This window comes from Nocardiopsis sp. CNR-923 (assembly GCF_001942255.1).
Classification (GTDB): domain Bacteria; phylum Actinomycetota; class Actinomycetes; order Streptosporangiales; family Streptosporangiaceae; genus Nocardiopsis.
In genome coordinates this window covers 97,012-120,551 of record NZ_MKKC01000055.1, presented here as the reverse complement: position 1 = coordinate 120,551, position 23,540 = coordinate 97,012, and the positions used below count along the sequence as shown (strand labels likewise).

Genomic DNA, 23,540 nt, shown 5'->3' with positions numbered 1-23,540 from the left:
GACCAGGGCGGCAGAGGGGCCCCAGCGAGATCGGTCCCGGGTCACATCCCGGGGGTTAGTGCGGTTGTGAAGTTACACCACTCCAAGGGACATGACCGAAGGACCCGCCCCCGTTCGGGAGCGGGTCCGTTGCGCGGCGACCGGAGAACCGGTGCCGCGTCGTCCCTCCTTAGGAGTTCCGCCTACCGGGCGAAGCTGAAGACGTCGTACGAGGCCGCGCCGTACGGTCCCGCGAAGCTGCCGCTCTGCGAGTAGAACGCGCCGCCGTACCAGCCGCCCCAACCGCCGTAGTAGCCGGGGTAGCCGTAGCTCCAGCTGGGCCCCCAGCCGCCGTAGATGTCAGCCGACGAGACGGCCGGAGCCGCCAGCGCGAGCATGGGCGCCGCGAGAAGCACGGCCGCCACACGGCGAACAGTGCGCTTCGGCATGGTCTGCTCCCTTGCAACCGGGGCGAATCGCCCCACCACCCCGCCGAGGTAGCCACGACGCGGTGGCCTGCCTGTGCTCTGATTGGGCGCGGGGCCCCCGGTCAAGGCGCCTGGCCGTGGGCGACGGAAGCGTCCTGCGCCTCCGTTCACGCCTGTCCCCGCGCGTTGTGTACCGCATGAAGTCGCGATCGCAACCATCAACCAATCAACCACTCACGGGCCGTGAGCGCAGTCCGATTGTCTCCTCGGTGACTCAATCAGGGGCCCGGTTCTCCGCGTGCCTTCTTGTACAGCCCCTCGGCGTCCAAAATTTCGATCGCCGCGTACCTCATCTCGATGAGTTCCTCCCGTTCCAACCGCTTGAGGACCCGGTTGAGGGAGGGGCGGCGCACGCCGAGCATCGCAGCCAACGTGCGCTGGGGCAGGGGGACCACCGAACTGGAGGCCTCGTCCAGCAGCAGGCGGGCGGTCTGCTCGGTCAGGGTCTTGCCCAGCAACTCCATGATCCTGCCCTGACTGGCGTCCAGCCGTCCGGCGATGCTGGCCAGCCACCGCCGGGCGAGCGCACGGTGCTCCGACATCAGGTGCTCGAAGTCCTCGGTGCGCAGATACAGCAGTTCCACGTCGTCCGTGGCCCGCGCCGTGTAGGGCAGCGGCTTGCCCAGCAGGAACTGGATGTCGCCGTCGACGTCGCCCGCGTGCCTGATCTCGATCACCGTGCGCTCGTCGCCGACGCCCACGGACAACTCCACGTGGCCGGAGCGGACGATCCACACGCGGGTGGCGGGGTCGCCCTCGCGGAAGGCGACGGCGCCACGGGAGAGCGACTGTCGGTGCAGGAACGTCGCGAGCGCGCTCAGGTCGCGGGGGGTGAGCGGCGCGGCCGATCCCCGACCCACGCAGCGCGCCACCCACGCCGCCTGCTGGATGCGTGGATCCGTGGTCTCGGCCCCGTTCAGCCGGCGCTCGGAGTTCGCCGGCGTGACCCTCGGGTTCATTCTCCGTCCTCCGTCCAGCCCGTGGCGCGTCCGCGGATGAGCGCGAACCGCACCGCGAACGCGTGTCGTCGGGGAGGTGCGTCGGCGACACACGCAAGGGCGGAGGTCCCGCCACGGGGACGAGACCTCCTTGCGGCAGGCGGGCGGTCCCGTGGGGGGCACCCGCCTTGCTTCCAGCTAGTTGGCGAAACTGAAGAGGTTCTGCGAGGACGCGCCGAACGGCCCCGCGACGGACGAACTGGCCTTGTACAGTGCGAAACCGCCGCCACCGCCGAATCCGAAACCGCCGCCGTGGTTGCCGGCGATGGCGGTGATGCTCTGCGAAGCGGCGCCGTAGGGACCGGCGAACTGGGCGTCTCCGTGCCAGAAGCTGCCGGCCAGGGCGACCGACGGAACACCGAGGGCCAACATAGGGGCCGCGACTCCGGCCACCAGGACGCGTGCGATCGTCTTCGCCTTCATGGAAGTTCCCTCCTGTGCGACGGACGGGCCCTGAGCCCGCCCGAGCCACCGGCGAGTTCCGCCGAGCACCTCCACGCGGGACGTTCTCGTCTGGCGGTTCCCGCCCCGGTCCAACGACCGGTGGGGACGCCGTCCCCCCGGTCGGGGTCCGGGTCACCGCCCGTTCGGGGTCGGGAACGGCCCCGTGTGACGGCAACGCGCACCAGGTAACCACAAGAATTCCCCATATACAGGTTGATCTGTTACCGAAGCGACAGTATTTCCGGCATTTTGCCTGCAAGGGGGGCGCAGTTGTTGATCACGCCGCGAACCCATGCAGTCGCCAACGGAGCACCAGAAAGCCCGCAGCGAAAGAGATTTACGCAGTTTCCACGGCACCGCGGGGCGGAGAAGTGTCGGAAGAGCGACACAGTTCTCCGCTTCCGTCGGCGCGTTGGTCCACTAATGACCCACGAATCTACGAAAAGCTGCGACTACCTGCATCCAATCCATAGGAGTGCAAATGTCTGAACTCGTTCGACGCGCTGTTCTGGACAAGAGATTCTGGCCCGGGGTCGCGATGGCCGCTCTCATTGGCGGCTCGCTGTCCGTCGCCGGCGTGGCCACGGCCGACACCGTCGACGACGCACCCGCGGAGGGCGCGGTGCCCGCCGAAGCCGAGGAAGGTCGCGGCGGGGGTCCGCTGAGCGGCCGTCCCCGCATCGACGACAACGGCGGCGGCGTGCACTCCGGCACCGAGGACAGCGAATTCCACGAGGTCTGTGACGGAGCCGGTGTGGGCGGTGCCTTCATCGGCCCGTGCCCTCGCCCTGGAGTGGGAGGGGGCGGCGGAGGCGGCGGCGCGGTGGTGGGGGAGGCTCCCGCGGAGCTCGCCGTCACCGGACCGTCCGAGGACCTCGCGCTGGTGGGCGGCGCGATCGCCCTGACCGGCGGCGTGGTCATGTACATCACGCGCCGCCGCTCGGAGCGGGCCGAGGACGCCTCCTCGGAAGCCGCCGTCTAGTACTTCGGAAGACCGGGGCCACAGGGTGGGGACCATACGGTTCCCACCCTTTTCACCTGCCCGAGCCCGCCGGACGCGATCGGCGCATCGCGTCGGCGGCCCCGTGTTCGCCCTGGTCAGTCGGCCCTCTGGGCGAGCCCGTAGGGGTCGAGGATGTCGACGGCGCCGTAGCGCAGTCGGATGAGGCCGTGCCCCTCCAGCTCCTTGAGCACCTTGTTCAGGGAGGGCCGGCACACGCCCAGCATCTCCGACAGTTTCTGCTGGGGCACGTCGACCACGCCGCCGCTGGCCTCGTCCAGGAGCAGCCGTGCGCTCTGCTGGGTGAGCGTGCGGCCGAGCATCCCCACGATGCGGTCGTGCGACTCGGACAGCCGCTCGGCCATGGTCGACATCCACAGACGGGACATCTCGGGGTGCTCGCCCAGCAGCTCCTCGAAGTCGTGCGGCGCCAGGGTCAGGCATTCCGAATCCTCCAGGGCGCGCGCCCGGTACGGGAAGGGCATGCCCAGCAGCTTCTGGATGTCGCCGTCGACGCCTCCGGGGCGCAGGATCTGCACGATCAGCGGACGTGCCCGGCCCTTGACGGCGAGTTCGAGGCGGCCGGACCTGACGATCCACACCCCCGCGTCGCGGTCACCCTCCCGGAAGGCCAGTTCGCCCCGGCTCAGGAGCCGTGTCGTGAGCCGTTCCGCGAGGGCGGCCACGGCCGCGGGGCCCGGACGGGCCGCTCCCCTGCTCTCCAGACACGACACGACCCATTCGGCCAGGTGGAACCGCTCGGGGTCCACCGTCTCGCCGCTCACCCTGGGGGCTACGACCCGGTACTCGTCGGTACGTCCCACACCTGTCGCCTGCATGTTCTTCAACGGCTCCTCACCCGAACTCGTGCTCGCACGCCCACGTGGGACGGACGAGGCGGACGGTGGATTCGTGTGGCCAGGCAGCCACGCGCAGAAGTCGGACGGACGTGCGCCGCGGGATCGGCGTGGGCCGATGAGACCTTTCGTCTCCCCGGCCGCTCGCGTCGGTCTCCACGGAGAGCACTGTCACGCTCTGGGCGCGGGCGCGATGATCGCGCGCCGTCGCTCGCGTCGGACGTCCCGGGGTTCGCTCGGGGCGGCTCTCGGAGCGCGGTCCGCCGTCGGAGCACCCATCGCTCCCCATCGCGATTAGAGCACGGGGGCGGGTACCCGCACGGGAGGACTCCGTGATCGGTGCCGCCAGATCGACAAAAGCTTCCTTTACCAAGGAAGAAGGGGGAATGGGACGCCTCGCCCCCCACGCGAAGGGGCGTCCGGCACTCGGCCGGACGCCCCCGTCGCGCGTGAAAGCGGCGGGCTAGAGCTTGCCCTCGATCTGGTGCGCGTGAACGTGGACCGACTGCTGGTCCTCGTCGTCGGTGATCGTGAACTGAGCGCCCTTGCCCTTGCCCTGGACCGAGTGCACACGACCGGTGCGGATCTGGTCGTTGTGGCGGCTGCTGCGGAACTGAACGCGGTCACCCTGCTTGAACGTCATACCGTATCTCCGAAGTGATGAGAGTTACTCAGGGCCGGATTCTCGACACCGGCTCTCACCGGCGACCGGGTACCCGACCACTTCGAAACCTAGACCGACCGACCCCCGGCCGGGTGCTACGCCAAGCCGAATGTCACGTATATGACAGTTCTTTTCGCACGCTTCACATTCGAGACATAGGATGAGGAAGAAGTAGAAACTTAAAAGATCTCCCAGGACTACCACATATCGCACACATCGGTTCACCGATTGTGCTTACGTGAGGGTGCCGACCGACGGCAGCGTCCGGGTGCAGCGTCCCAGGACCTCGGCGGGGGTCATGGGTACAAGGGGCTCCCGTCGACCGGATGTGGTGGCGCTGCCACGGGCATCAACGCCGTGCGCCCTCGCGACGACCGAAGGGGGTTTCGATGGGCAGGGGAAGGATCGCGAGCGCCCTGATCGCGGGAGTCACCGTCCCGACTCTGGCGTTCGGCGTGCCGTCGGTCGCGATGGCCCAGGCCAACCAGGCCGCCAGCCCATCCGTCAGCCAGCAGAGCATGTCGCCCGGCCAGAGTGACTACGGCTCAAGGAACGGCGACGGCGACCGGCGCGGCGACCGGGACGGACGCGGGACCGCCGACGACCGGCGACGACCGCCACGACCGCCACGACCGCCACGACCGGCACGACCGGCACGACCGGCACGACCGCCACGACCGCGACAAGTACCGGTACGGGAAGGCCAAGTTCCGCCACGGATACGGCTACAGCAACAGCTGCCTCGGCGACTGGCACTACCGCCACCACAGCCGCTGCCACAGCCCGTGGCATCACCGATAGGGACACTCAAAGCTGCGAGACTGTTACGGAGTGTTATCAAATGGCGTGTCCTCCACGCGGGATCGGGCATGGATGAGACAGGCTCGGAGACACGGTCCAGGCGCATGAGCCCCGGACCGGACCGACCGACCGTGCGCCGACACCGGCGCACACGTGGCCGGGGAGGCCTTGCCCACGGGGCGGGCCTCCCCTTCACGTGCCTCACCCACCGGAAGGACGACCGTTGACAGAACACCGCACCGCATCCCACCGATCCACGAGTCCGCACGAGCGGAGCGGCGGGTTCCCCGCCCTCCTCCGGGCTCCGGGCCGCGTCCTGTTCACCCTGGCCCTCGCCGCGGGCGCGATCGCGGGGACGGCCGCCGGGGCCGCCGCCGAGATCGGCTACGAACACCGCAGCGTCCAACTCAACCGGTTCGAGGCCCGCCTGACGGTGGTCCGGACCACGGTGACCGAGGAAGGTTCCGTGGTGCACACCGAGAGCGAGTACTTCGCCGGCCCCGAGGGCGGGGGGGTGGACAACGTCCGCACCTGGGTCGACTGACCGGCGGCGGGCACGACCGCCCGCGGGTCAGTGGAGGAGCTTCAGTCCGACCACTCCGGCGACGATGAGCGCCAGGCACGCCGCCTTGGCCGCGCTGAAGCCCTCCCCGAACAGGAACGCGCCGACCAGGGCGGTTCCCACGACCCCGATGGCGACCCAGACGGCGTAGCCGGTCCCGAGCGCCACGGTGCGCAGGGCGAACGCCAGCCCGCCCATGCTCAGAACCAGCGACACGCCGAAGACGACGGAGGGCCACAGACGCGTGAACCCCTGTGAGGCGTTCAACGCGGTGGCCCACACCGCCTCCAGCAGACCGGAGACCACAAGAACGACCCAGGCCATGCCCCGAAGACCTCCACGACGCGGCGAACATGTCCGCGCCGTCTTGTCGTTCCGGGTACGGCGCACCTCGTCCGGGGTGCTGGGGGCCGGCCCGCCGGTTCGAAGATTCACACACGTCCGCCGGCGGAGGGCCACAGCCCGTCCGCACGGTGCAACGCCGGCCCGCCCGGAAGTCATCCGCGCGGGCCGGGATCCGCGCCACAGGTCGGCTCCGGGGCACTCGCGGCCCGGGGCCGCCCGTCGTCCGTTCAGCGCGTGAATCGACCGTTCACCGCGCCCTGGACGACCGCTCGACGCGCGGCCCCAGCGTTCACCGCTCGCACGCGCGCGCCTCCTCCCCCGCGGTCGTGTCCCTCCTTACAGTTCCGAGTAACCCAGGTCACATCCGTGTGACGCGGGTGTCACCGGCGGCCCCGCACATCCCCCAGAGGAGTTCCACCATGGCAACCGAGAAACAGATCCGGGGTTCGGCCCCGCCGGGCGACGGCGGTGGCACCACCCGGGACGCGGCCTTCGTCTCGATGCACGGTGACCCGCGCTTCGTCGAGCTCAAGCGGCGGCTCTTCGTCTTCGTCTTCCCCATGAGCCTCGGGTTCCTCGCCTGGTACCTGCTCTACGTCCTCATGTCCGCCTTCGCCCGCGACCTCATGGGCACCGTGCTCTTCGGCACCGTGAACGTGGCGCTCGTGTTCGGCGTGCTCCAGTTCGTCTCCACCTTCGGCATCGCCGTGCTGTACACGCTCTACGCCCGAAGGCGGCTCGACGGCCTGGCCACGGAGCTTCGCGAGGAGCTGCCCGCCGTCACGGAGGAGGAGGGCCGATGACGCTCGCGCAGGAGGCGGTCAGCGAGGGAAGCCGCGCCGTCACCCTCGTCCTCTTCGGCCTCATGGTCGCGGCCACACTCGGCATCACCGTGTGGGCCAGCCGCACGACCCGCACGGCCACCGACTTCCACTCCGGCGGCCGCGGGTTCTCCCCGCTCCAGAACGGCCTGGCGATCGGCAGCGACTACATGTCCGCCGCCTCCTTCCTCGGCATCGCGGGATCATCGCCCTGTTCGGCTACGACGGTTTCCTCTACTCCATCGGCTTCCTCGTCGCCTGGCTGGTCGCGCTCCTGCTCGTCGCCGAGCTGTTGCGCAACTCCGGCCGCTACACCATGGGCGACGTGCTGTCCTACCGGATGAACCAGCGACCGGTCCGGACCGCGGCCGCGGTCTCCACGGTCGTGGTGTCGGTCTTCTACCTCCTCGCCCAGATGGTCGGCGCGGGCGCGCTCATCGCCCTGCTGCTGGGCATCCAGCCGGGCGAGACCTTCCTCGGCATGGACGCCGAGGTCGCCAAGGTCGTCGGTATCGTGGTGGTCGGCCTGCTGATGACCACCTACGTGACCCTCGGCGGGATGAAGGGCACCACCTGGGTGCAGATCGTCAAGGCCGTCATCCTCATGTCAGGCGCCGCCCTGCTGACCGTGCTCACACTGTCGCTGTACGGCTTCGACCTGGGCGCGCTGATGGGCGACGCCGCCGAGGCCAGCGCGAACGGGGCCGCGTTCCTGGAGCCCGGGCTGCGCTACGGCGTCGAGGTGGCGGGCGATCCCGTCCAGACCATGTGGAACAAACTGGACCTGATCAGCCTGGGTCTGGCCCTGGTGCTGGGCACGGCCGGTCTGCCACACATCCTCATCCGCTTCTACACCGTTCCCGACTCCCAGAGCGCACGCAAGTCCGTCAACTGGGGCATCGGCCTCATCGGCAGCTTCTACCTGATGACCCTGGTGCTGGGCTTCGGCGCGGCGGCACTGGTCGGACACGAGGCCATCACGGCCCAGAACGCGGCCGGGAACACCGCCGCCCCACAGCTGGCGCAGACCGTGGGCGAGAGCGTCGGCGGCCCGATCGCCGGCTCGGTCCTCCTGGCGCTCATCGCGTCAGCGGCGTTCGCGGCGATCCTCTCCACGGTCGCCGGGCTGGTCATCGCGTCGTCCTCGTCCCTGGCGCACGACTTCTACAACTCCGTGCTGCGCGGGGGAAAGGCGAGCGGTCGTGAGGAGGTCCGGGTCGCCCGGATCGCCGCCATGGCCATCGGCGCCGTCGCGATCGTCCTGGCCGTGTTCGCGCAAGGGCTCAACGTGGCCTTCCTGGTCGCGCTCGCCTTCGCGGTCGCCGCCTCGGCCAACCTGCCGACACTGCTGCTCAGCCTGTTCTGGAAGCGGTTCAACACGGCGGGCGCCCTGGCCGGGATCTACGGCGGCCTGATCGCCGCCGTCGGCCTGGTGTTCTTCTCCCCGGTGGTCTCCGGGTCGGAGAACGCGCTCATCCCGGGCGCCGACTTCGCGTGGTTCCCGATCCCGAACCCCGCGCTGGTGTCCGTGCCGCTGGGCCTGCTGTGCGCGGTGGTCGGGACGTTCCTGTCCAAGGAGCGCGACTTCGACAAGTTCGCCACGCTCCAGGTCCGCGCGCTGACCGGAGCTGGGGCGGAGAAGGCCGCGCACCGCTAAGGGGCGCCCCGACACGGGCCGAGGCCCGAAGCGAGCACGAGCCCGCCCCATCCGTCCAGGGGGCGGGCTCGACCCCGTCCGGTCCCGGACCAGGGCGAGAGGGCTCGGAACGTGACCACCGACACATCCCGCTGGGATAGGGTCGTACCGTGTCAAACAGGTGGCTGTCGCGGTCTTCCCCCTCCCGACGGCGCCGGGCGTCCTCGGATCGGCGGTCGAGTGCCGAACTGATGCGCCAGCTCCACGCTCTGGGACTCGACCTCCAGGACGGACCGCACGGTCGGGGCGCCCCCGCCGCCGCCCGGCGCCTGCGGCGGCTGCTCGCGGTGGACGCGCTGGTCCTCGCCGACCTCGACGGACCCGTCGCCGCGCACGGTCGGCGCGTCGGCGCGGAGGACCTGAACGCGTTGCTCGCCCAGGTCTTCGAGTACGGCGGCGGTGCGCGCGCCCGTCTGTCCGACGGCGCCGCCGCGTACGCGGCCCCGCTCATGGTGGCCGAGGAGCTGTCCGGAGCGCTGGTGGCCGTGGGCGACCCCGTGGAGGCCGACGTGGAGGCGGCCGCCGCACTGGTCGCGGAGCACCTCGACCACGCGGCGCTGCGCCGGGCACGCGCGCGGATCGCCGCCGCCGACCTGCGCTCGCTGCGGGCGCAGATCTCGCCCCACTTCGTGCACAACGCCCTCGCCGTGATCGCCGCGCTGGTGCGCGCCGACCCCGACCGCGCCCGCCACCTGCTGTCCGACTTCGCCGACTACCTGCGCTACGGGTTCTCCGACAAGGGCGACTACGCCACGGTCTCCGATGAACTGGAGGCCACGCAGACCTACCTCGAACTCCAGCGCGCCCGCTTCCACGACCGTCTGGACATCACCGTGCGGATGGCCCCGGAGGTGCTGCCGGTGGCCGTGCCCTTCCTGGTGGTGCAGCCGATCGTGGAGAACGCCGTCCGGCACGGCCTGGAGCGCAAGGAGGGACGCGGGCACATCAGCGTGTCCGGCTACGGCGAGGGGCCGCTGTGCGTCATCGAGATCGAGGACGACGGCGTGGGCATGCACCCCGACCTGGCCCGGTCGCTGCTGGCGGGCACCGGCCCGCAGTCGCGCGGGGTCGGACTGGCCAACGTCGACCAGCGACTGCGCGCCGTCTACGGCCCCGAGTACGGTCTGGTGATCGAGACCGCGCTGGGAGAGGGGACGAAGGTGACCGTGCGTGTGCCGAGGTTCACCCGGGGGGTGGTGACGCCGTGAGGGCCCGGCTCAGGGTCCTGGTGGTCGAGGACGAGGCGTCGACCCGGCAGGAGCTGGCCGCGCTGCTCGGTGACATGCCAGAGGTGGCGGAGGTCCTGGTCGCGGAGAACGGCGCGACCGCGGTGCGGCTGCTGGGGACCACCTCGATCGACGCGGCCTTCCTCGACATCCTCATGCCCGGCCTGACCGGCATGGACGTGGCGCGGGTGCTCAGCGTCCTGTCGGAGCCGCCGTCGATCGTGTTCGTGACCGCCTCCGAGGCGCACGCGGTGGAGGCGTTCGGGATCGGCGCCGTCGACTACCTGCTCAAACCGATCCGGCCCGAGCGGCTGGCGGAGGCGGTCGGCCGGATCGCCCAGCTGCGGCGGCCCGCCGACGCGGCCCCGCCCGCCGAGGACCTGCACGTGGTGCAGATCGACTCCGGGCGGCGGACGGTGTTCGTCAAACGCGACGACGTGCAGTTCGTCGAGGCCCAGGGCGACTACGTGCGTCTGCACACGGCCGACGGCACGCACCTGATCCGGCTGTCGCTGTCCTACCTGGAGGAGGTGTGGGCGGCGGCGGGGTTCGTGCGCGTGCACCGCGGCTACCTCATCGCCATCCCGTGGGTGCGGGACCTGCGCGTGACCTCCTCCTCCGGCCTGGTGGCGGGCACTCCGGCCGGTGACGTCCCGGTCAGTCGCAGGCACGGTCGGCACCTGCGCGAGCAGTTGATGGAGGCGGCCCGGCGCGACCAACTGGGACGGGCGGCCAACGCGCGCGCCGGCGGTCGGGGCGGGCCCCGTGACGGCGACGACCCTCGGTCGGCGCCGTGAGCACGCGGCGGGAGAAGCTGACCAGCCCGCAGACGAGGGTGGCGCTGGCGAGGGGCAACCGGCCGGTGCAGCACCTGCTGCCGATACCGGAACCGGTGGACACGGAGCGGGCGCGGCGGCTGTTCCGCGCCCAGCGGCGGACCGCGGTGCGCACGGTGGCGCTGCTGTCGCTGCTGCTGTTCGGGATGAGCGGCGCGTTCGCGCTGTTCCCGGTGCTCGGCCGGGTCCGGTGGGCGCAGATCCCGGTGTCGTGGCTGCTGCTGACGGTGGTGGTCTACCCACTGCTGTTCGGGTTGGCCCTGTGGCACGTGCGCGCGGCCGAGCGCGCCGAGGAACGGGAGCGTCCTGACGACGGCCCGGACGGGGTCGGGCGGTGATCTCCGTCCTGGCGATCGGCCTGGTCCTGCTCACGAGTCTGGTGATCGGCGTCTACGGCGTGCACGCCGCGCGGTCGGCCTCGGACTTCCTCGTGGCCTCGCGCCGGGTCACCCCCCGCTGGAACGCGATGGCGATCGCCGGGGAGTACCTGTCGGCAGCCTCCATGCTCGGGCTGGCGGGGCTGGTGCTCAAGAACGGGGTGGGCGCGATGTGGTACGCGGTGGGGTTCACCGCGGGCTACGTGGCGGTGGTGGCGCTGGTGGCCGGTCCGATGCGCCGGTCGGGCGCCTACACCGTGCCGGACTTCGCCGAGTACCGGCTGGGCGCGCCGCGACTGCGGAAGCTGTGCGGCCTCGTGGTGCTGGTGATCATGCTGCTGTACCTGGTTCCCCAGTTCAAGGGCGCCGGAGTGGTGCTCTCCCTGGTCAGCGGAACGCCGTACTGGGTGGGCGTGGTCCTCGCGGGACTGGTGGTGAGCGGGTCCATCGCCGCCGGGGGGATGCGGTCGGCCACCTACGTCCAGGCCTTCCACTACGCGGTCAAACTGGCCTTCCTCGCCGTGCCCGCCGTGTACCTGGTCGTGGTCTCGGGCGCGACACCCGGTCCGAGGCCCTGCATCCCGAGTGGGGAACGCGCTTCCCCGAGGCCACGCCCGTGGAGTTCACGGTGGGCACGCGGTTCCACCTGGAGGAGCCGGTGACCGTCACCGAGCCCTCCTCCGGTGCGCGGGTGGAGCTGACGGCGGGCGAGCACACGGTGGCGGAGGGGACCGAGTACGTCTTCCCGGCGGGGACTGGTGTGCCCCACCCGGCGGGCCTGCCGGAGTTCGGCGGCGACCTGTGGAGCACGCCGCTGCTGGGCGCGGGCGGGTTCCCGCTGTTCGAGACGTGGTCGACGCTGCTCGCGATCACGCTCGGCTGCATGGGGCTGCCGCACGTCATCATGCGCTTCCACACCAGTGCGACCGCGCACGTGGCCCGGCGGGTGGGCGTCGGAGTGATCGCGCTGTTGGGACTGTTCTACCTGTTCCCGGCGGTGTACGGGCTGCTCGGCCGGGTGCTCACGCCCCAACTGGTGCTGCTGCGCGGCACCGACACCGTCGCGGTGGTGCTGCCCGCCGAGGCGGCTCCGGGGACCGCGGGCACGCTGCTGACGGCCCTGGTGGCGGCGGGGGCGTTCGGCGCGTTCCTGTCGACCTCGTCCGGCCTGCTGCTGGCGCTGGCGGGCGGGCTGTCGCACGACCTGTTCCAGGGCAGCGTTCCTCGGCTGCGCCTGGCGGTGGCCGTCGGGGCCTGCGTGGCCGTGTTCCTGGCGCTCCCGGTGCAGGGGATCGACATCAACGTGCTCGTGGTGTGGGCGTTCACGGTGGCGGCGTCGACGTTCTGCCCACTTCTCGTGCTGGGGATCTGGTGGCGGCGGCTGACCTGCCGGGGGCGGCGGCGGGGTTGGTCGTCGGCGCGGTGACGGCGACGGGGGCGGTCGGGTGGTCCGTCCTCACGGACACGCCGCCCGGGTGGCCGACGGTTCTGCTGGCGCAACCGGCGGCGTGGACGATCCCGTTGGCGTTCACGACGATGGCGGTCGTCTCGCGCCTCAGCCGGCCTCCGGACTGGGCCGAACACGCGGTGCTGCGCCTGCACTCCCCCTGAGGAGGCTCCGGACGTCGGACCGCCGAAGCGGCGGTTTCCGGGGTAAGGCCTGGCCGGAACACGTACGATCACAGCACGACCCGGCCACGCCACGAGGAGTGACATGCCCCCCTCCCGACGTGCACTGCCCGCTCTGACGGCCGTCAGCGGGCTCGTCCTCGCGTGCTCCGCCGCGGCCGCGACCGCCCAGGACACCGACGGCTCCGTGTCGGTCAGCCCGTCTGGGGTGCGCGTGGAGAGCGGCGCGGCCAGCGTGGGCGTGGGCCCCGGCGGGGTCGACGTGACGGCGCCTGACACGCGGATCCAGGTGCGCTCCGGGTCCTACGTCCTGGTGTGCGCGAACGGGGTGCGCGTCACCGTGCGCGCCGGTCAGGCCCCGCCCTGTCAGCCCGCCTCCCCTGAACACCCCGCCCCAGAGCGCCCGGAGCACCCAGAGCGCCCAGAGCGCCCAGGGCCGTCCGACCCCGCCACGCCCGTCGACCCCGGGCTCCCGCCCGTGGACGACCGCGAGCCCATCGGCCGCCGACCGCCGGCCGAGGCCGGGCGGGAGGGGGCCGCCCCCGACACCTCCCCCGAGACGCCCGCGCCCGCGGAGATCGAGGAGGCGATGTCGTCGGAGCCGCCCTTGGAGGCGTCCGCGTCCCCGGCGGCCGTGCCCGAGGCGGCCGAGCCCGTCCGTGAGCGGATCCTCGCGGACATGGCCGGTCCGGGCGGGCACGGGGTGGCCGGAGCCTTCACCCCCACGCGCACCATGGTGGTCGTCGGGGTCGTCGCCGCCCTGGCCGCCGCAGGTTCGGGCCGGGCCGCGGCGCGGCGGACCGGCTGACGGACCGGGGCTCAGCGGGCGTCGAGCGCGCGGTCGGTGCGCTCGAAGGCCGCCAGGGTGTCCTCCATCCCTCCGGCGTCGGTGGCGAGGACGTCGTTGTAGGGCGTGCCGAGGTAGAACAGCAAGGCGATGGTGCCGAAGACGAACGCCAGGTTGACCGCCGCCCAGAAGTAGGCCGCCCGCGCGCCCCGCCGGACCATGGCGAACGGCAGCACGGCGACGGCCACACCGGAGATGACGGCGATCACCATCAGAACGGGCGGGATCGTGTCGCCCGCGGCGTCCGCCCGCTCGATGCGGGCGTCGCTCAGGTTGGTCAGCTCCTGGCGGGCGGTGAGCCGATCCAGGCCGTCTCCCGTGTCGGAGACGGACAGGTCCCGGACGGACGCGGCCAGATCGGCGAGCGCCTCGTCGCCCTCGGGGCTCAGCTCGCCGGTGCGCGCCATTCGGGGCCAGTCGTCCTCGACGACCGTGGTCAGGTAGGCGCGCAGCTGCGCACGGACGTGCTCCCCCTCCGCGTCGGGGAAGGCGGTGGTGCTCCAGTACAGCGACTGGGCCGCGCCCGCCTCGGAGACCGTGCCGTCCTGGGCCGCCTTGAAGTCCTCCCAGCCGATCACCACGCCCATCGCCGCCGCGACGAGGTAGAGGGCGAGCGCGCACGGGGCGACGACGACGCCGACCGCTCCACCGGAGTACTCGTCGCTGACGCCGAATCTCCAGACGGCGAGCACGGCGCCGACGACCATGGCGACCAGTACGGACAGGACGAGAAGGAACGTCACGGTTTCCCCCCGGGGGATGGTGGTGGGCTGGTGCACCATGCGTAACACGGGCGGGGACTCCACCAGGAGGGAAAGAGGAAACACCCCGGTTTGTCGACTCCGACGTCTCCGGGTCAGGGCATGAAGGTGATCGCCCCCGACGGGCACGCGTCCACCACGCGGCCGAGCGCCGCCGCGTCGCCCCGCCCGTCGGGGTCGCCGTGCACCACGACCAGACCGTCCTCGTCGTCCTGGTCGAACACCCCGGGGGCGGTCAACACGCACATGCCGGAACCGACGCACAGGCCGCGATCCGCGAAGAGCCGCATGGTCACACCTCGTCCCACGTGACGGGCAGGGCGCGCACGCCGTGGATGTCGGAGTCATCGCGCACCCGCACGTCCTCGGGTGGGACCGCCAGCCTGAGCGTCGGGAAGCGCTCGAACAGCGCGCGGAGGGCGACGCGCATCTCGACCCTGGCAAGCTGCTGGCCGAGGCACTGGTGGACGCCGTGGCCGAAGGACACGTGCCCCGTGGCCTTGCGGCGCACGTCGAAGGTGTCGGGATCGGGGAACTTGTCGGGATCCCGGTTGGCGGCCGGGGCCGACAGGACCACGGACTGTCCGGCCCTGATCAGGTGGCCGCCGAGCTCGACATCCTCCAGGGCGACCCGGAGCCCCGTGTGCGCGATGCTCAGATACCGCATCAGCTCCTCGACCGCGCCGTCGACGAGGCCGGGATCGCGGCGCAGCGCGGCGAGCTGATCGGGGTGGGTCAGCAGGACGAACGTCCCCAGTCCGAGCATGTTGGCGGTGGTGTCCAGGCCCGCACCGAGCAGCAGGAAGCCGATGCCGGTGAGCTCCTCGTCCGTGAGGTCGCTGTCCGTCAGGTCGCTGAGCAGGTCGTCGGTCGGCTCGGCCCGTTTGGCCACGACGAGGTCGTGCATCATGGCCCCCATGCCGTTCATCGCGGCCAGCACCTCCTCCAGCGGGACACCGTGGTCGCTGAGCGCCGCGGCCTGGCGCTGGAACGTCTCGTGGTCGTCGTGGGGCACCCCGAGCAGCTCGCAGATCACCAGGGCGGGGATGGGCTGGGCGAAGGCCTCGACGAGGTCGGCCGTCGGGCCGCCGCGCTCCATCGCGTCGAGGCGCTCCGCCGCGATCCGCTCGACCCGCTCGGCGAGCTGTCGCATGCGGCGGACGGTGAACCGCCCGGTGAGCAGTCTGCGGTAGCGGGTGTGCTCGGGCGCGTCCATGTTGATGAACATGCCGGGCGGCGCCGGGGGAATGTGCGTGGCCCCCTCCGCCTTGACGACGGGCATGTGCGCCAGCTCCTGCCGCGAGCTGAACCGGGGGTCGGCGACGACCGCGCGGAGGAGGGAGTGCCCGGTGACCAGCCAGCCGACGTGTCCGTCGGGGAAGGTCACGGGGGTCAGCGGCCGTTCCGTGCGCAGCCGGGTCAGCTCCTCTGACGGACCGTACGGGAGGGCCGTGGGCCGCATGTCGGGCATCGGGATCGGAGGGGGAAGGGTGTCGGTCACGGGGCGCCTCCTCTGGCACGGAACTTCAACGTCCACAAAAATTACGTTGCGTTCAATGATCAGTCAACGCGAATTTTGGCTATATTGCCAATATAGAAAGGTAGACGCGACGAAGATTGCAATGGTGATGAGCTTGAACGCAATGCTCCAGCCCTGATCAATTGCAATGGGCTGATCTCCGACGCAATACTGGGGGCACGCCGCGCCGAGGGAGGGACACCGATGCCGGGAGGACGGCTCACCCGGGAGGAGCGTGAACGCATCGCCGCCGGGCTGGCGCGCGGGCTTGGGTACGCCGAGATCGCCAGGCGCCTGGGGCGGCCGACCTCCACCGTGAGCCGCGAGGTGGCGCGCAACGGCGGGCGCGCCGCCTACCGCCCGGGTCGGGCCCAGCGGTCGACCGACCGACGGGCGCGCCGACGCGGGCGGGCGACCGGTCCGCACCCTCCGCCGCAGGACACGGTCCACCGCGGACGCGACCCCGAGGCGGTGCGCGCGTCCGAGGAGGAGTTCACGGAGGCGTTGGTCGACTCGGGGGTCTCCCGCATGGTGGCCCGGGTGCTCACCGTCCTGTGCATGACCGACGGTGCGGGCGTCACCACCGCTGAACTGGTCCGGCGGCTCCAGGTCAGCCCGGCCTCGGTCTCCCTCGCCGTCCGCTATCTGGAGGACCAGGACCTGCTCAAACGAGAACGCGAGCCCGGGGGGCGGCGCGACCGGTACGTCGTCGACGAGGACGTCTGGTTCCAGTCGATGCTGGCCAGTGTGCGGGCCAACGTCAGACTGGCGGAGGCCGCACGCCGGGGCGGCGCCGCCCTCGGCGCCGGGACGCCCGGCGGCGACCGGCTGACGACGGTCGGCGCGTTCCTGGCGCACATCAACGAGGACCTGCTCCAGTCGGTCCAGCACTGGCGGCGGGTGCTCGCCGAGCGTCGGGGGTGACCGGGTCTACCCTGGTGAGTACCGGTACCCGTGCTCAGCGCCATCGGGGGAAGACGCCATGGCGACGTTCAGGATCAACGAGGGGTTCAGCGACACCGTCGACGTCGAGGCCGACCACTTCATGACCGTCGGCATGTTCGTCGACTTCACCAAGGAGGGCATCGGCGTGGTCTTCCGCATCGCGGCCGACCGGGTGCGCACCATCAAACGCGTCCAGGAGTGAGGGGCCCGGGGGCACGCCGCCGGTCCGAGCGCCCGGGCGGGCTGACCGCGGCGCCCCGCCCCGCCCCGTGGCCACCGTGGTCGCGTCGTCCGGGTCCGGACGGTCAACGGCGTGGGCGATCCGGTCGCGCACCTCGCGGATGGGCTCCACCCGCGTCTCGCTCCTGGTCCATCGATGCGCATCGGCCCCTGAGTTCCACGCGGCACATCCCGCGACGGGGCCCCGGACTCGGCGAGGGGGCACGGGCGCCACACGGCCCGCGGCCCCTCGGCGCCGGCCCCGGGCGCGGAAGAGGGGCCGGCGCGACGGCTACTGGCCGAGTCGGTCCAGCAGTGCGTGGTACTCGTCCCAGAGCTCACTGGAAGGTGGTCGCCGAAGGTCTTGAAGAACTCGGGGACCAGGGCGGCCTCCTGCTTCCAGATGTCGCGGTCCACGGAGAGCAGGAACTCCAGGTCCCCCGCGGACAGGTCCAGGCCCTCGGTGTCGATCCCGTCGGGCGTCGGCACGTTGCCGATCGGGGTGCTGACCGCGTCGGCGCGGCCCTCCAGGCGCTCCACGATCCACTTGACCACGCGGCTGTTCTCGCCGAAGCCCGGCCAGACGAAGCGGCCGTCGGCGTCCTTGCGGAACCAGTTGACGTAGAAGATCGTCGGCAGCTTGGCCTGGTCGGCCCCCGCGCCCACGCGCAGCCAGTGCGCGAAGTAGTCGCCCATGTTGTAGCCGCAGAACGGCAGCATGGCGAAGGGGTCGCGGCGCAGTTCGCCGACGGTGCCCTCGGCAGCGGCGGTCTTCTCGGAGGAGACGTTGGCGCCCAGGTAGACGCCGTGCCGCCAGCTCAGCGACTCGGTGACCAGCGGGACCGCGGTGGCGCGGCGCCCGCCGAACAGGATCGCCGAGATCGGCACGCCCGCCGGGTCCTCCCACTCGGGGGCGATGGTCGGCGCCTGCCGGCCGGGGTGGTGAAGCGGGAGTTCGGGTGGGCGGCGGGCTCGGGGGAGTCCGGCGTCCAGTCGCGGCCCTTCCAGTCGGTCAGGTGCGCGGGCGGCTCCTCGGTGAGGCCCTCCCACCAGACGTCGCCGTCGTCGGTCAGGGCGACGTTGGTGAAGACGCTGTTGCCCCACAGGGTCTCGACGGCGTTGGCGTTGGTCTCGACGCCGGTTCCGGGCGCGACGCCGAAGAAGCCCGCCTCGGGGTTGATCGCGCGGAGCCGGCCCTCGGAGTCGAAGCGCATCCACGCGATGTCGTCGCCGACGGTCTCGACCTTCCAGCCGGGGATGGTCGGCTGGAGCATGGCGAGGTTGGTCTTGCCGCAGGCACTGGGGAAGGCGGCCGCGATGTAGTGCGGCCTGCCCTCGGGCGGGGTGACCTTGAGGATGAGCATGTGCTCGGCGAGCCAGCCCTCGTCGCGGGCCATGACCGAGGCGATGCGCAGCGCGTAGCACTTCTTGCCGAGGAGGGCGTTGCCGCCGTAGCCGGACCCGTAGGACCAGATCTCGCGCGTCTCGGGGAAGTGGGAGATGTACTTGGTGCCGTTGCACGGCCAGGGCACGTCTTCCTGGCCGGGCTCCAACGCGCGCCGACCGAGTGGACGGCCTTGACGAACTCGCCGCGCCGCTCGATCAGCCGGAGGGCGGCCGACCCCATCCGCGCCATGACGCGCATGGACACCACGACGTAGGGAGAGTCGGTGATCTCGACGCCCAGCTGGGAGATCTCGCCGCCGAGCGGGCCCATGCAGAAGGGCACGACGTACATCGTGCGGCCGCGCATGGCGCCCTTGAAGACCTGGCCGAAGGTGGCGCGCATCTCGTCGGGAGCGATCCAGTTGTTGGTGGGGCCAGCGTCCTCCTCGTGCTCGGAGCAGATGAAGGTCCGGTCCTCCACGCGGGCGACGTCGGTCGGGTCCGAGGCGCAGTAGAAGCTGTTCGGCCGTTTGTCCGGGTTGAGCCGGGTGAACGTGCCCTGTTCGACGAGCAGGTCGGTGAGACGGGTCCACTCCTCCTCGGACCCGTCGCACCACACGACCGCGTCCGGCTGCGTGAGCTCGGCCACCTCGCGCACCCAGGAGACGAGCTCCTCATGGTCGGTCGGGGCGACGCCCACATCGATACCCACGTCAGTCACAGCCGCTCCTCTTCGAAGATCGAGATCTCTCGCATCATGAACGACGGTGGCCCATAGTGACCAATTGGTATAGGCCAATGGTCTAATCGTGTGGACGTGAGGCTTCGGATTCCACTGCACAGCAAGGGGTTCGGGTCGTGCACCGGCACGCCGGAGCTGGAGATGTGAGAACGTGTGCGGAGTCGGGCGCGCGTCACTTTTCCCAGCACACAGGGCACGTGCCCCAGCAGGCCCACCTGCGACGACACACCGTGCTGTTCGTCACACGGACCGACCGCATGGAGGAGGGCACACGTTCTGGACCTGTCGCCCCGGGGTCCGGCGTCACGCGACGGCCCGTCCTCCCCCGGCGGACGACATTACGGGCAAACTGCTGGGCAGGTCAGCGGCCGATTCCCGCTGGCGAACCGAGGTCGGGACTGGGAAGGGACCGGGAACACTCCCGGCCCTCGTTCAGGCAGTCGACCACCTCGGCCATGAGCTCGCGCGGCATCACGTTGATGTGGTCGGAGTGGTCGGTGACCGGGTCGTGCCGCTCCTCGGGGAATCCGTCCACGGCGAAGTTCGGCCCGTCGGGCACCTGGTACACCAGCGTGTGGCGCAGGCGCGGCACCGCCGTGAATTCCTCGGGACAGCCGCCGTCCTCCTCGGGGAAGACGATGTGCGAGCGGTTGTCCTCGCTCTCGATGTTCCCGCCGTCCCAGCAGCTGGGGAAGTCGAGGACGCGCACGACGTCGCTGCCCTCGGGACAGAGCGGGTAGCGGTCGGTGAACGCGCGGTCCTCGAACCCCGTGCACGTCCACAGCGCGTTGGCGTTCGCGCCGTCCTGGGTGCCGGCGCGGGCGTTGCCGGTGATGATCTGGAGGAACTGCGGCATCCCGGCCACCGGCCCGCGCGCGTTGCCGAGGAACTCGACGGTCACCGACGACGGGGTGAGGATTCGTCCGACGTTGCCGTCCAGGCCGCCACCCGGCCGGTCCGCGTCGTCGTCCTCCCCGGTCGTGTCGCGCAGCACCGGCCAGTAGTGCACCGACCGGTCTGCGCCCGCACAGGTCGTGTCCCCCTGGGCGAGGATCGCGTTGTTGGCGGCGACGTCGTCGGTGAACCGGTTGACGTCCTGATTCCCCACGTAGTCATGGGTGTGCTGGGCTCCGTTGGGCACGCCAGGGGCCACGATGACGTTCTCCGAGTTGCGCAGGCCGTTCGCGTTGACACCGCAGTCGACGGTGAACCCGCCGGTCGACGCGGACCGGCCGGGTTCGGGTTCGCGCTCCCGCGGCGGGGCCTGCCGGATGTCGACGAAGTCGTTCTCGGACGGGCCGCGACCGCGCTCGCGGTCACGGCGGCCCTGGCTGCGGTCGTCGGAACCCCCGGGACCGCCCGCCTCGTTCGAGGCCAGGCTTCCCTCCGTCGGGGAACCTCCGTCCGTGAGGACGACCGTCACCGCGGCGGCGGCCAGCAGCAGGGCCGCCGCCGCGCCGAGGACACGGGTCCGGTTCCGTGCGCGGGACCGCCTCGACGGTCGCGGCCCTGATCGACGGGGTCGTTCGTTCGCCATGTTCGTTCTCCTTCGTGGTCGGGCGCGCGGTGCGCACCGGGCGCGGCGGGATGGACCGGGAAGAGGGGCGGGGCCCGAAGGGGGCGGGCGCGACCGGGGAGGGCGGGGTGCGCCCAGTGCCCCTCCGGGCCCCTGTGGGGAGTGGTCTCCGGGAGTCCGCACCGGTCAGGGCAGCGGGCGCCGCTCCGGAGGACGCGGCGCGGGCAGCTCCTCGTACTCGACCAGGCCGGTGCTCTCCAGCAGTGTGATGTGTCTCAGCACCATGAGCATCGCGTGTTGGCAGAAGGATCGGACGAGTTCGTTGCGCGTCCCGGCCCGGACCTCGGCCAGGACCTGGACGACCCCGCCGTGCGCGGCGCGCAGCCGGTTGGCGAACACCTGGTCGTACTCGGCCCCGGACAGCTCGGACAGTTCCTCCATCCAGCGCTGCTGGTCCTGGGTGGGGGCGTTGGGCAGACGCACGTCGAGCCGCGCCGCGAGGTCGCGCACCTGCTCGTCGATGAGCGTGTGGTCCTCGGCCAGGATCGCGCCCACCTCGCGGACTCGGTCGAGCTGGGCCCGGTCCTGGGCCTGCTGGCCCACGGGAATCTCCCACAGACCGGCCTGGCGCACCCGGATCAGGGCGTCGACGTCGGCCGGGCCGAGCGGGCCGGACTCCGTGCTGACCCAGTCGTTCCAGAACACACCCGCGACACTCGTGGAGCCGTTCGGGGCGATCATGAACACCGTCATCGACGCGATGACCAAGAAGCCGACCACGCCGAGGAGCTCGACTGAACGGGGGAACCGCCAACGCACCCGCCCCCCGTGGGAGGAGTCGCCCGGCTCGGCGCGGTGGACGCCCTCGCCTCGGCGCTGGGTGCTGCGGAGAGCCACCGCGATCAGGCCCGGATCGGGCGGGGGCACCCGGGGCCGTCACGTTCCGGGAGGGCGGCGGGCGGCTGTCGCCACCGTAACCGTAGCCGTCCGTTCCGTAGCCGTCGCTGGAGCCGTCGGCCCCCTCCTGGGCCGCGGTGACCATCCCGCCGTCCGGCGCGACGACGTACCAGGCCTCGGCCACGCCCTGGCCGTTGACGTCGCCCGGGGCGGCGTCGCCGGCGTAGGTGTACAGCGGCCATCCGGAGTAGGCCACCTGTAACGACCCGTCGTCCCGCTCGACCGTGGCGACGAGGTCGGCCGTGGCCGCGCCCTCGACGCTGACGGGCGCGCCCTCGTCGCCGACGGCCAGCGGGGGCCAGTTCTCGGCGCATCCGTCGACGCAGGAGGACTGGTTCTGCGGGTCGTCGGCGAACCGGTAGAGGACGTTGCCGTCCCCGTCCGTGAGGATGTCGCCGAACCGGTCGTCCCAGACGGTGCCGAGGGCGACGACGTCACCGCCGCCCGTGTCGGGTGCGGACGCGCCGTCGCCGGCGGAGGCCTCGCCGCCGGGGTCGCCCCCGGCGGGCTCGACGGCGAGGTCGCCGGTGGAGCATCCGGTGACCAGGAGGAACAGGGTCAGACCGAGGGCGGTGGCCCCCTTCGCCTCCGTGTTCACATGCCTCTCCCACTCATGCTCGGTTACCGGGCGTCTTTATCTGACCGTGATAGCCCGGCTGCCGGACAGTATGGCGCGGAAGATCGGATCGAGCGGCATTCCCCCGTGCGCGATTTCACCGATCTCACTTCTGAACTGGGGTTTTGCCGGAAGAAAAAATTATACCGAGGCCTTGACAACCGGGAACCGTCAGAGGAAAACCCGGGAACACCTGGCGGAGACCGCCGTCCGGTGCTACCTTCGGCCGCCACGAGCGTGACTCGCGAACCTCCCACCAATTCGGTCGCGCCGTGCGGACGCACACCGCGCGGCGCAGAACAGAGGTGGACAGCATGTTCGAAAGAAACCGCAGAACCCGCGGAAGTACGCTGGGTGTCAGACATCTGATCCGCAGTCGCCGACCACACCGCCCACGCCCGTGGAAGTGGGTGTCGTTTCTGGTGGGAGCGGTCGCGGCGAACACCCTCCTGGCCTTGGCGGCCCCCGAAAGCCTCGCCGTGGCCCGTGTCGTCCAGGATCTCCTGTGGACCTATTCGGGCGCTATATCCCTTGTCGGACTCACTGTGACAATGACCCTTGGCATTATCGCCACGGACCGGATTATCAGCACCCCACGTCTGCGAATAATCCACCAATCATCCCACAAGGCCGCGGCGCTCATTTCCATGGGCTTCCTCCTTCCCCACGTCGTCCTGCAGATTTCGTTCACCCGGTTGAACGCGGCGCACTCCGTGCTCCCGTTCGGAGCGGACACGGCGGTCGCCTACGGGATCATCGCCACTGATCTGTTGATCGTTGTCTCGGTCACGGGCGTCATGCGCGGAAGGTTCGCCGGGACGTCGCGTTCGTGGACGTGGCGCGCGATCCACCTGACCGTCTACCTCTGCTGGCCGATGGCCGTGGTGCACGGGCTGACCGCGGGACGGGCGCCCTCCTCCTGGATCGTGATCGGCTACCTGCTGTGCCTCCTGGCCGTCTGCGCCGCCCTCGTCCTGCGGCTGGTGGTGACCACACGTCCCGAGATCGCCGAGCGGGCGGGCGATCGGGCCGCATCCGAACTCCTGACCCCGCCCGCCCCCGACCCGAAACCAGCCGCACGCCCGTCCCCGCACCCGGAGCGACACCCGTGATCACACTGACCGTCGGCCGTCCGCGACTGACCCTGGGACTGGACGAACACCAGCGCGTCGACCACGGCACCCACGTACGCCTGCACGGCGAACTACCCGGGATCACCGCCGACGACCTCGTCGTCCTGACCGAACTCGGCGCCCTCCGCGGACGCGGGGCGCCGGGTTCCCCTTCGCCCGCAAGCTCCGGGCCGTGA

Annotated in this window: 23 protein-coding genes, 4 pseudogenes and 1 riboswitch; of the genes and pseudogenes, 14 read left to right on the top strand and 13 right to left on the bottom strand. The window is 71.2% G+C overall.

Annotated elements, in window-relative coordinates; translation table 11 throughout:
- Positions 1-182: 182 nt before the first annotated feature.
- The 3 genes from BJF83_RS03800 to BJF83_RS03790 all read right to left on the bottom strand — a co-directional run bounded on the left by BJF83_RS03800 (position 183) and on the right by BJF83_RS03790 (position 1,888).
- On the bottom strand, positions 183-428 hold the full coding sequence (locus BJF83_RS03800; protein ID WP_075925180.1) for a hypothetical protein: 246 nt from the start codon (positions 426-428) through the stop codon (positions 183-185).
- 257 nt (positions 429-685) lie between these two features.
- The gene (locus BJF83_RS03795; RefSeq protein ID WP_075925179.1) at positions 686-1,426 is read right to left on the bottom strand and encodes a Crp/Fnr family transcriptional regulator; all 741 of its coding nucleotides are present in this window, start codon (positions 1,424-1,426) and stop codon (positions 686-688) included.
- A 177-nt stretch (positions 1,427-1,603) separates the two neighbouring features.
- Positions 1,604-1,888, bottom strand: coding sequence for a hypothetical protein (locus tag BJF83_RS03790; RefSeq protein ID WP_075925178.1), 285 nt, complete (start codon positions 1,886-1,888; stop codon positions 1,604-1,606).
- 502 nt (positions 1,889-2,390) lie between these two features.
- Between BJF83_RS03790 and BJF83_RS03785 the strand changes: the two genes are divergently transcribed.
- Entirely contained in the window at positions 2,391-2,891 is a 501-nt protein-coding gene (locus BJF83_RS03785) for a hypothetical protein (RefSeq protein ID WP_143831773.1), read from the top strand.
- 116 nt (positions 2,892-3,007) lie between these two features.
- Here the strand turns inward: BJF83_RS03785 and BJF83_RS03780 are convergent, their stop codons facing one another.
- Positions 3,008-3,748: a Crp/Fnr family transcriptional regulator gene (locus BJF83_RS03780; protein WP_262391289.1), complete on the bottom strand. Its 741-nt coding sequence runs from the start codon at positions 3,746-3,748 to the stop codon at positions 3,008-3,010.
- Between the two features lie 481 nt (positions 3,749-4,229).
- Positions 4,230-4,409, bottom strand: coding sequence for a hypothetical protein (locus tag BJF83_RS03775; protein WP_075925175.1), 180 nt, complete (start codon positions 4,407-4,409; stop codon positions 4,230-4,232).
- Positions 4,410-4,964: 555 nt separating this feature from the next.
- Here BJF83_RS03775 and BJF83_RS03770 point away from each other — a divergent pair.
- Both BJF83_RS03770 and BJF83_RS03765 read left to right on the top strand, forming a co-directional pair.
- A complete protein-coding gene (locus BJF83_RS03770) occupies positions 4,965-5,231 on the top strand; it encodes a hypothetical protein (protein ID WP_075925174.1) in 267 nt (88 codons plus the stop codon).
- A gap of 223 nt (positions 5,232-5,454) precedes the next feature.
- A complete protein-coding gene (locus BJF83_RS03765; RefSeq protein ID WP_075925173.1) occupies positions 5,455-5,775 on the top strand; it encodes a hypothetical protein in 321 nt (106 codons plus the stop codon).
- A gap of 27 nt (positions 5,776-5,802) precedes the next feature.
- Here the strand turns inward: BJF83_RS03765 and BJF83_RS03760 are convergent, their stop codons facing one another.
- The gene (locus BJF83_RS03760; protein WP_075925172.1) at positions 5,803-6,117 is read right to left on the bottom strand and encodes a multidrug efflux SMR transporter; all 315 of its coding nucleotides are present in this window, start codon (positions 6,115-6,117) and stop codon (positions 5,803-5,805) included.
- 32 nt (positions 6,118-6,149) lie between these two features.
- Positions 6,150-6,213: riboswitch (guanidine-III (ykkC-III) riboswitch) on the bottom strand.
- A 344-nt stretch (positions 6,214-6,557) separates the two neighbouring features.
- On the opposite strand from BJF83_RS03760, the gene BJF83_RS03755 reads away from it, so the two are divergent.
- From BJF83_RS03755 to BJF83_RS03725, 7 genes and pseudogenes are all read left to right on the top strand, one after another.
- The gene (locus BJF83_RS03755) at positions 6,558-6,941 is read left to right on the top strand and encodes a DUF485 domain-containing protein (RefSeq protein ID WP_075925171.1); all 384 of its coding nucleotides are present in this window, start codon (positions 6,558-6,560) and stop codon (positions 6,939-6,941) included.
- Positions 6,938-8,616: pseudogene (locus tag BJF83_RS03750) on the top strand (cation acetate symporter). The gene BJF83_RS03755 and the pseudogene BJF83_RS03750 overlap by 4 nt, the downstream one beginning before the upstream one ends.
- A gap of 230 nt (positions 8,617-8,846) precedes the next feature.
- The gene (locus BJF83_RS03745) at positions 8,847-9,863 is read left to right on the top strand and encodes a sensor histidine kinase (protein WP_075925170.1); all 1,017 of its coding nucleotides are present in this window, start codon (positions 8,847-8,849) and stop codon (positions 9,861-9,863) included.
- A complete protein-coding gene (locus BJF83_RS03740; RefSeq protein ID WP_075925169.1) occupies positions 9,860-10,678 on the top strand; it encodes a LytTR family DNA-binding domain-containing protein in 819 nt (272 codons plus the stop codon). The genes BJF83_RS03745 and BJF83_RS03740 overlap by 4 nt, the downstream gene beginning before the upstream one ends.
- Positions 10,675-11,055 carry a hypothetical protein gene (locus tag BJF83_RS03735; protein ID WP_075925168.1) on the top strand — a complete coding sequence of 127 codons (381 nt, stop codon included), beginning with the start codon at positions 10,675-10,677 and terminating at the stop codon, positions 11,053-11,055. The genes BJF83_RS03740 and BJF83_RS03735 overlap by 4 nt, the downstream gene beginning before the upstream one ends.
- Positions 11,052-12,705 (top strand): annotated as a pseudogene (locus BJF83_RS03730) (cation acetate symporter). Before BJF83_RS03735 ends, BJF83_RS03730 begins: the two are co-directional and overlap by 4 nt.
- Positions 12,706-12,808: 103 nt before the next feature.
- Positions 12,809-13,531: a hypothetical protein gene (locus BJF83_RS03725; protein ID WP_075925167.1), complete on the top strand. Its 723-nt coding sequence runs from the start codon at positions 12,809-12,811 to the stop codon at positions 13,529-13,531.
- 11 nt (positions 13,532-13,542) lie between these two features.
- On the opposite strand, the gene BJF83_RS03720 is transcribed toward BJF83_RS03725, so the two are convergent.
- The 3 genes from BJF83_RS03720 to BJF83_RS03710 all read right to left on the bottom strand — a co-directional run bounded on the left by BJF83_RS03720 (position 13,543) and on the right by BJF83_RS03710 (position 15,802).
- Positions 13,543-14,352, bottom strand: a complete 810-nt coding sequence (locus BJF83_RS03720; RefSeq protein ID WP_075925166.1) for a DUF4239 domain-containing protein — start codon at positions 14,350-14,352, stop codon at positions 13,543-13,545.
- Between the two features lie 74 nt (positions 14,353-14,426).
- The gene (locus tag BJF83_RS03715; protein WP_075925165.1) at positions 14,427-14,621 is read right to left on the bottom strand and encodes a ferredoxin; all 195 of its coding nucleotides are present in this window, start codon (positions 14,619-14,621) and stop codon (positions 14,427-14,429) included.
- Between the two features lie 2 nt (positions 14,622-14,623).
- On the bottom strand, positions 14,624-15,802 hold the full coding sequence (locus BJF83_RS03710; RefSeq protein ID WP_143831775.1) for a cytochrome P450: 1,179 nt from the start codon (positions 15,800-15,802) through the stop codon (positions 14,624-14,626).
- A gap of 252 nt (positions 15,803-16,054) precedes the next feature.
- Between BJF83_RS03710 and BJF83_RS03705 the strand changes: the two genes are divergently transcribed.
- Both BJF83_RS03705 and BJF83_RS27320 read left to right on the top strand, forming a co-directional pair.
- Positions 16,055-16,774, top strand: a complete 720-nt coding sequence (locus BJF83_RS03705; RefSeq protein ID WP_075925163.1) for a GbsR/MarR family transcriptional regulator — start codon at positions 16,055-16,057, stop codon at positions 16,772-16,774.
- Positions 16,775-16,832: 58 nt separating this feature from the next.
- Positions 16,833-16,997 carry a hypothetical protein gene (locus BJF83_RS27320; protein WP_158070330.1) on the top strand — a complete coding sequence of 55 codons (165 nt, stop codon included), beginning with the start codon at positions 16,833-16,835 and terminating at the stop codon, positions 16,995-16,997.
- A gap of 309 nt (positions 16,998-17,306) precedes the next feature.
- Here the strand turns inward: BJF83_RS27320 and BJF83_RS03700 are convergent.
- The 4 genes and pseudogenes from BJF83_RS03700 to BJF83_RS30850 form a co-directional block, all read right to left on the bottom strand.
- A pseudogene (locus BJF83_RS03700) lies at positions 17,307-19,100 on the bottom strand (phosphoenolpyruvate carboxykinase (GTP)).
- Between the two features lie 403 nt (positions 19,101-19,503).
- Positions 19,504-20,679, bottom strand: coding sequence for a DUF1996 domain-containing protein (locus tag BJF83_RS03695; RefSeq protein WP_083678399.1), 1,176 nt, complete (start codon positions 20,677-20,679; stop codon positions 19,504-19,506).
- A gap of 165 nt (positions 20,680-20,844) precedes the next feature.
- Positions 20,845-21,555 (bottom strand): DUF4142 domain-containing protein, encoded by a 711-nt coding sequence (locus BJF83_RS03690; protein WP_262391288.1) that lies wholly within the window; start codon positions 21,553-21,555, stop codon positions 20,845-20,847.
- A 172-nt stretch (positions 21,556-21,727) separates the two neighbouring features.
- Positions 21,728-22,213: pseudogene (locus BJF83_RS30850) on the bottom strand (hypothetical protein); the annotation flags it as partial.
- 665 nt (positions 22,214-22,878) lie between these two features.
- Here BJF83_RS30850 and BJF83_RS03675 point away from each other — a divergent pair.
- Together BJF83_RS03675 and BJF83_RS30305 are read left to right on the top strand one after the other, a co-directional pair.
- Positions 22,879-23,343: a hypothetical protein gene (locus tag BJF83_RS03675; RefSeq protein ID WP_075925162.1), complete on the top strand. Its 465-nt coding sequence runs from the start codon at positions 22,879-22,881 to the stop codon at positions 23,341-23,343.
- Complete coding sequence (locus tag BJF83_RS30305) at positions 23,340-23,540, top strand: hypothetical protein (RefSeq protein WP_316042194.1); 201 nt, start codon at positions 23,340-23,342, stop codon at positions 23,538-23,540. Before BJF83_RS03675 ends, BJF83_RS30305 begins: the two co-directional genes overlap by 4 nt.

Bases quoted from the DNA above. Each gene is read 5' to 3' on its own strand.
- BJF83_RS03715 (WP_075925165.1), bottom strand. From the start codon at position 14,621: ATGCGGCTCTTCGCGGATCGCGGCCTGTGCGTCGGTTCCGGCATGTGC.
- BJF83_RS03720 (WP_075925166.1), bottom strand. From the start codon at position 14,352: ATGGTGCACCAGCCCACCACCATCCCCCGGGGGGAAACCGTGACGTTC.
- BJF83_RS03780 (WP_262391289.1), bottom strand. From the start codon at position 3,748: ATGCAGGCGACAGGTGTGGGACGTACCGACGAGTACCGGGTCGTAGCC.
- BJF83_RS03795 (WP_075925179.1), bottom strand. From the start codon at position 1,426: ATGAACCCGAGGGTCACGCCGGCGAACTCCGAGCGCCGGCTGAACGGG.
- BJF83_RS03745 (WP_075925170.1), top strand. From the start codon at position 8,847: ATGCGCCAGCTCCACGCTCTGGGACTCGACCTCCAGGACGGACCGCAC.
- BJF83_RS03785 (WP_143831773.1), top strand. From the start codon at position 2,391: ATGTCTGAACTCGTTCGACGCGCTGTTCTGGACAAGAGATTCTGGCCC.
- BJF83_RS03710 (WP_143831775.1), bottom strand. From the start codon at position 15,802: ATGCCCGACATGCGGCCCACGGCCCTCCCGTACGGTCCGTCAGAGGAG.
- BJF83_RS03695 (WP_083678399.1), bottom strand. From the start codon at position 20,679: ATGGCGAACGAACGACCCCGTCGATCAGGGCCGCGACCGTCGAGGCGG.
- BJF83_RS03705 (WP_075925163.1), top strand. From the start codon at position 16,055: ATGCCGGGAGGACGGCTCACCCGGGAGGAGCGTGAACGCATCGCCGCC.
- BJF83_RS03760 (WP_075925172.1), bottom strand. From the start codon at position 6,117: ATGGCCTGGGTCGTTCTTGTGGTCTCCGGTCTGCTGGAGGCGGTGTGG.
- BJF83_RS03800 (WP_075925180.1), bottom strand. From the start codon at position 428: ATGCCGAAGCGCACTGTTCGCCGTGTGGCGGCCGTGCTTCTCGCGGCG.
- BJF83_RS03790 (WP_075925178.1), bottom strand. From the start codon at position 1,888: ATGAAGGCGAAGACGATCGCACGCGTCCTGGTGGCCGGAGTCGCGGCC.
- BJF83_RS03755 (WP_075925171.1), top strand. From the start codon at position 6,558: ATGGCAACCGAGAAACAGATCCGGGGTTCGGCCCCGCCGGGCGACGGC.
- BJF83_RS03775 (WP_075925175.1), bottom strand. From the start codon at position 4,409: ATGACGTTCAAGCAGGGTGACCGCGTTCAGTTCCGCAGCAGCCGCCAC.
- BJF83_RS03725 (WP_075925167.1), top strand. From the start codon at position 12,809: ATGCCCCCCTCCCGACGTGCACTGCCCGCTCTGACGGCCGTCAGCGGG.
- BJF83_RS03675 (WP_075925162.1), top strand. From the start codon at position 22,879: ATGGGCTTCCTCCTTCCCCACGTCGTCCTGCAGATTTCGTTCACCCGG.
- BJF83_RS27320 (WP_158070330.1), top strand. From the start codon at position 16,833: ATGGCGACGTTCAGGATCAACGAGGGGTTCAGCGACACCGTCGACGTC.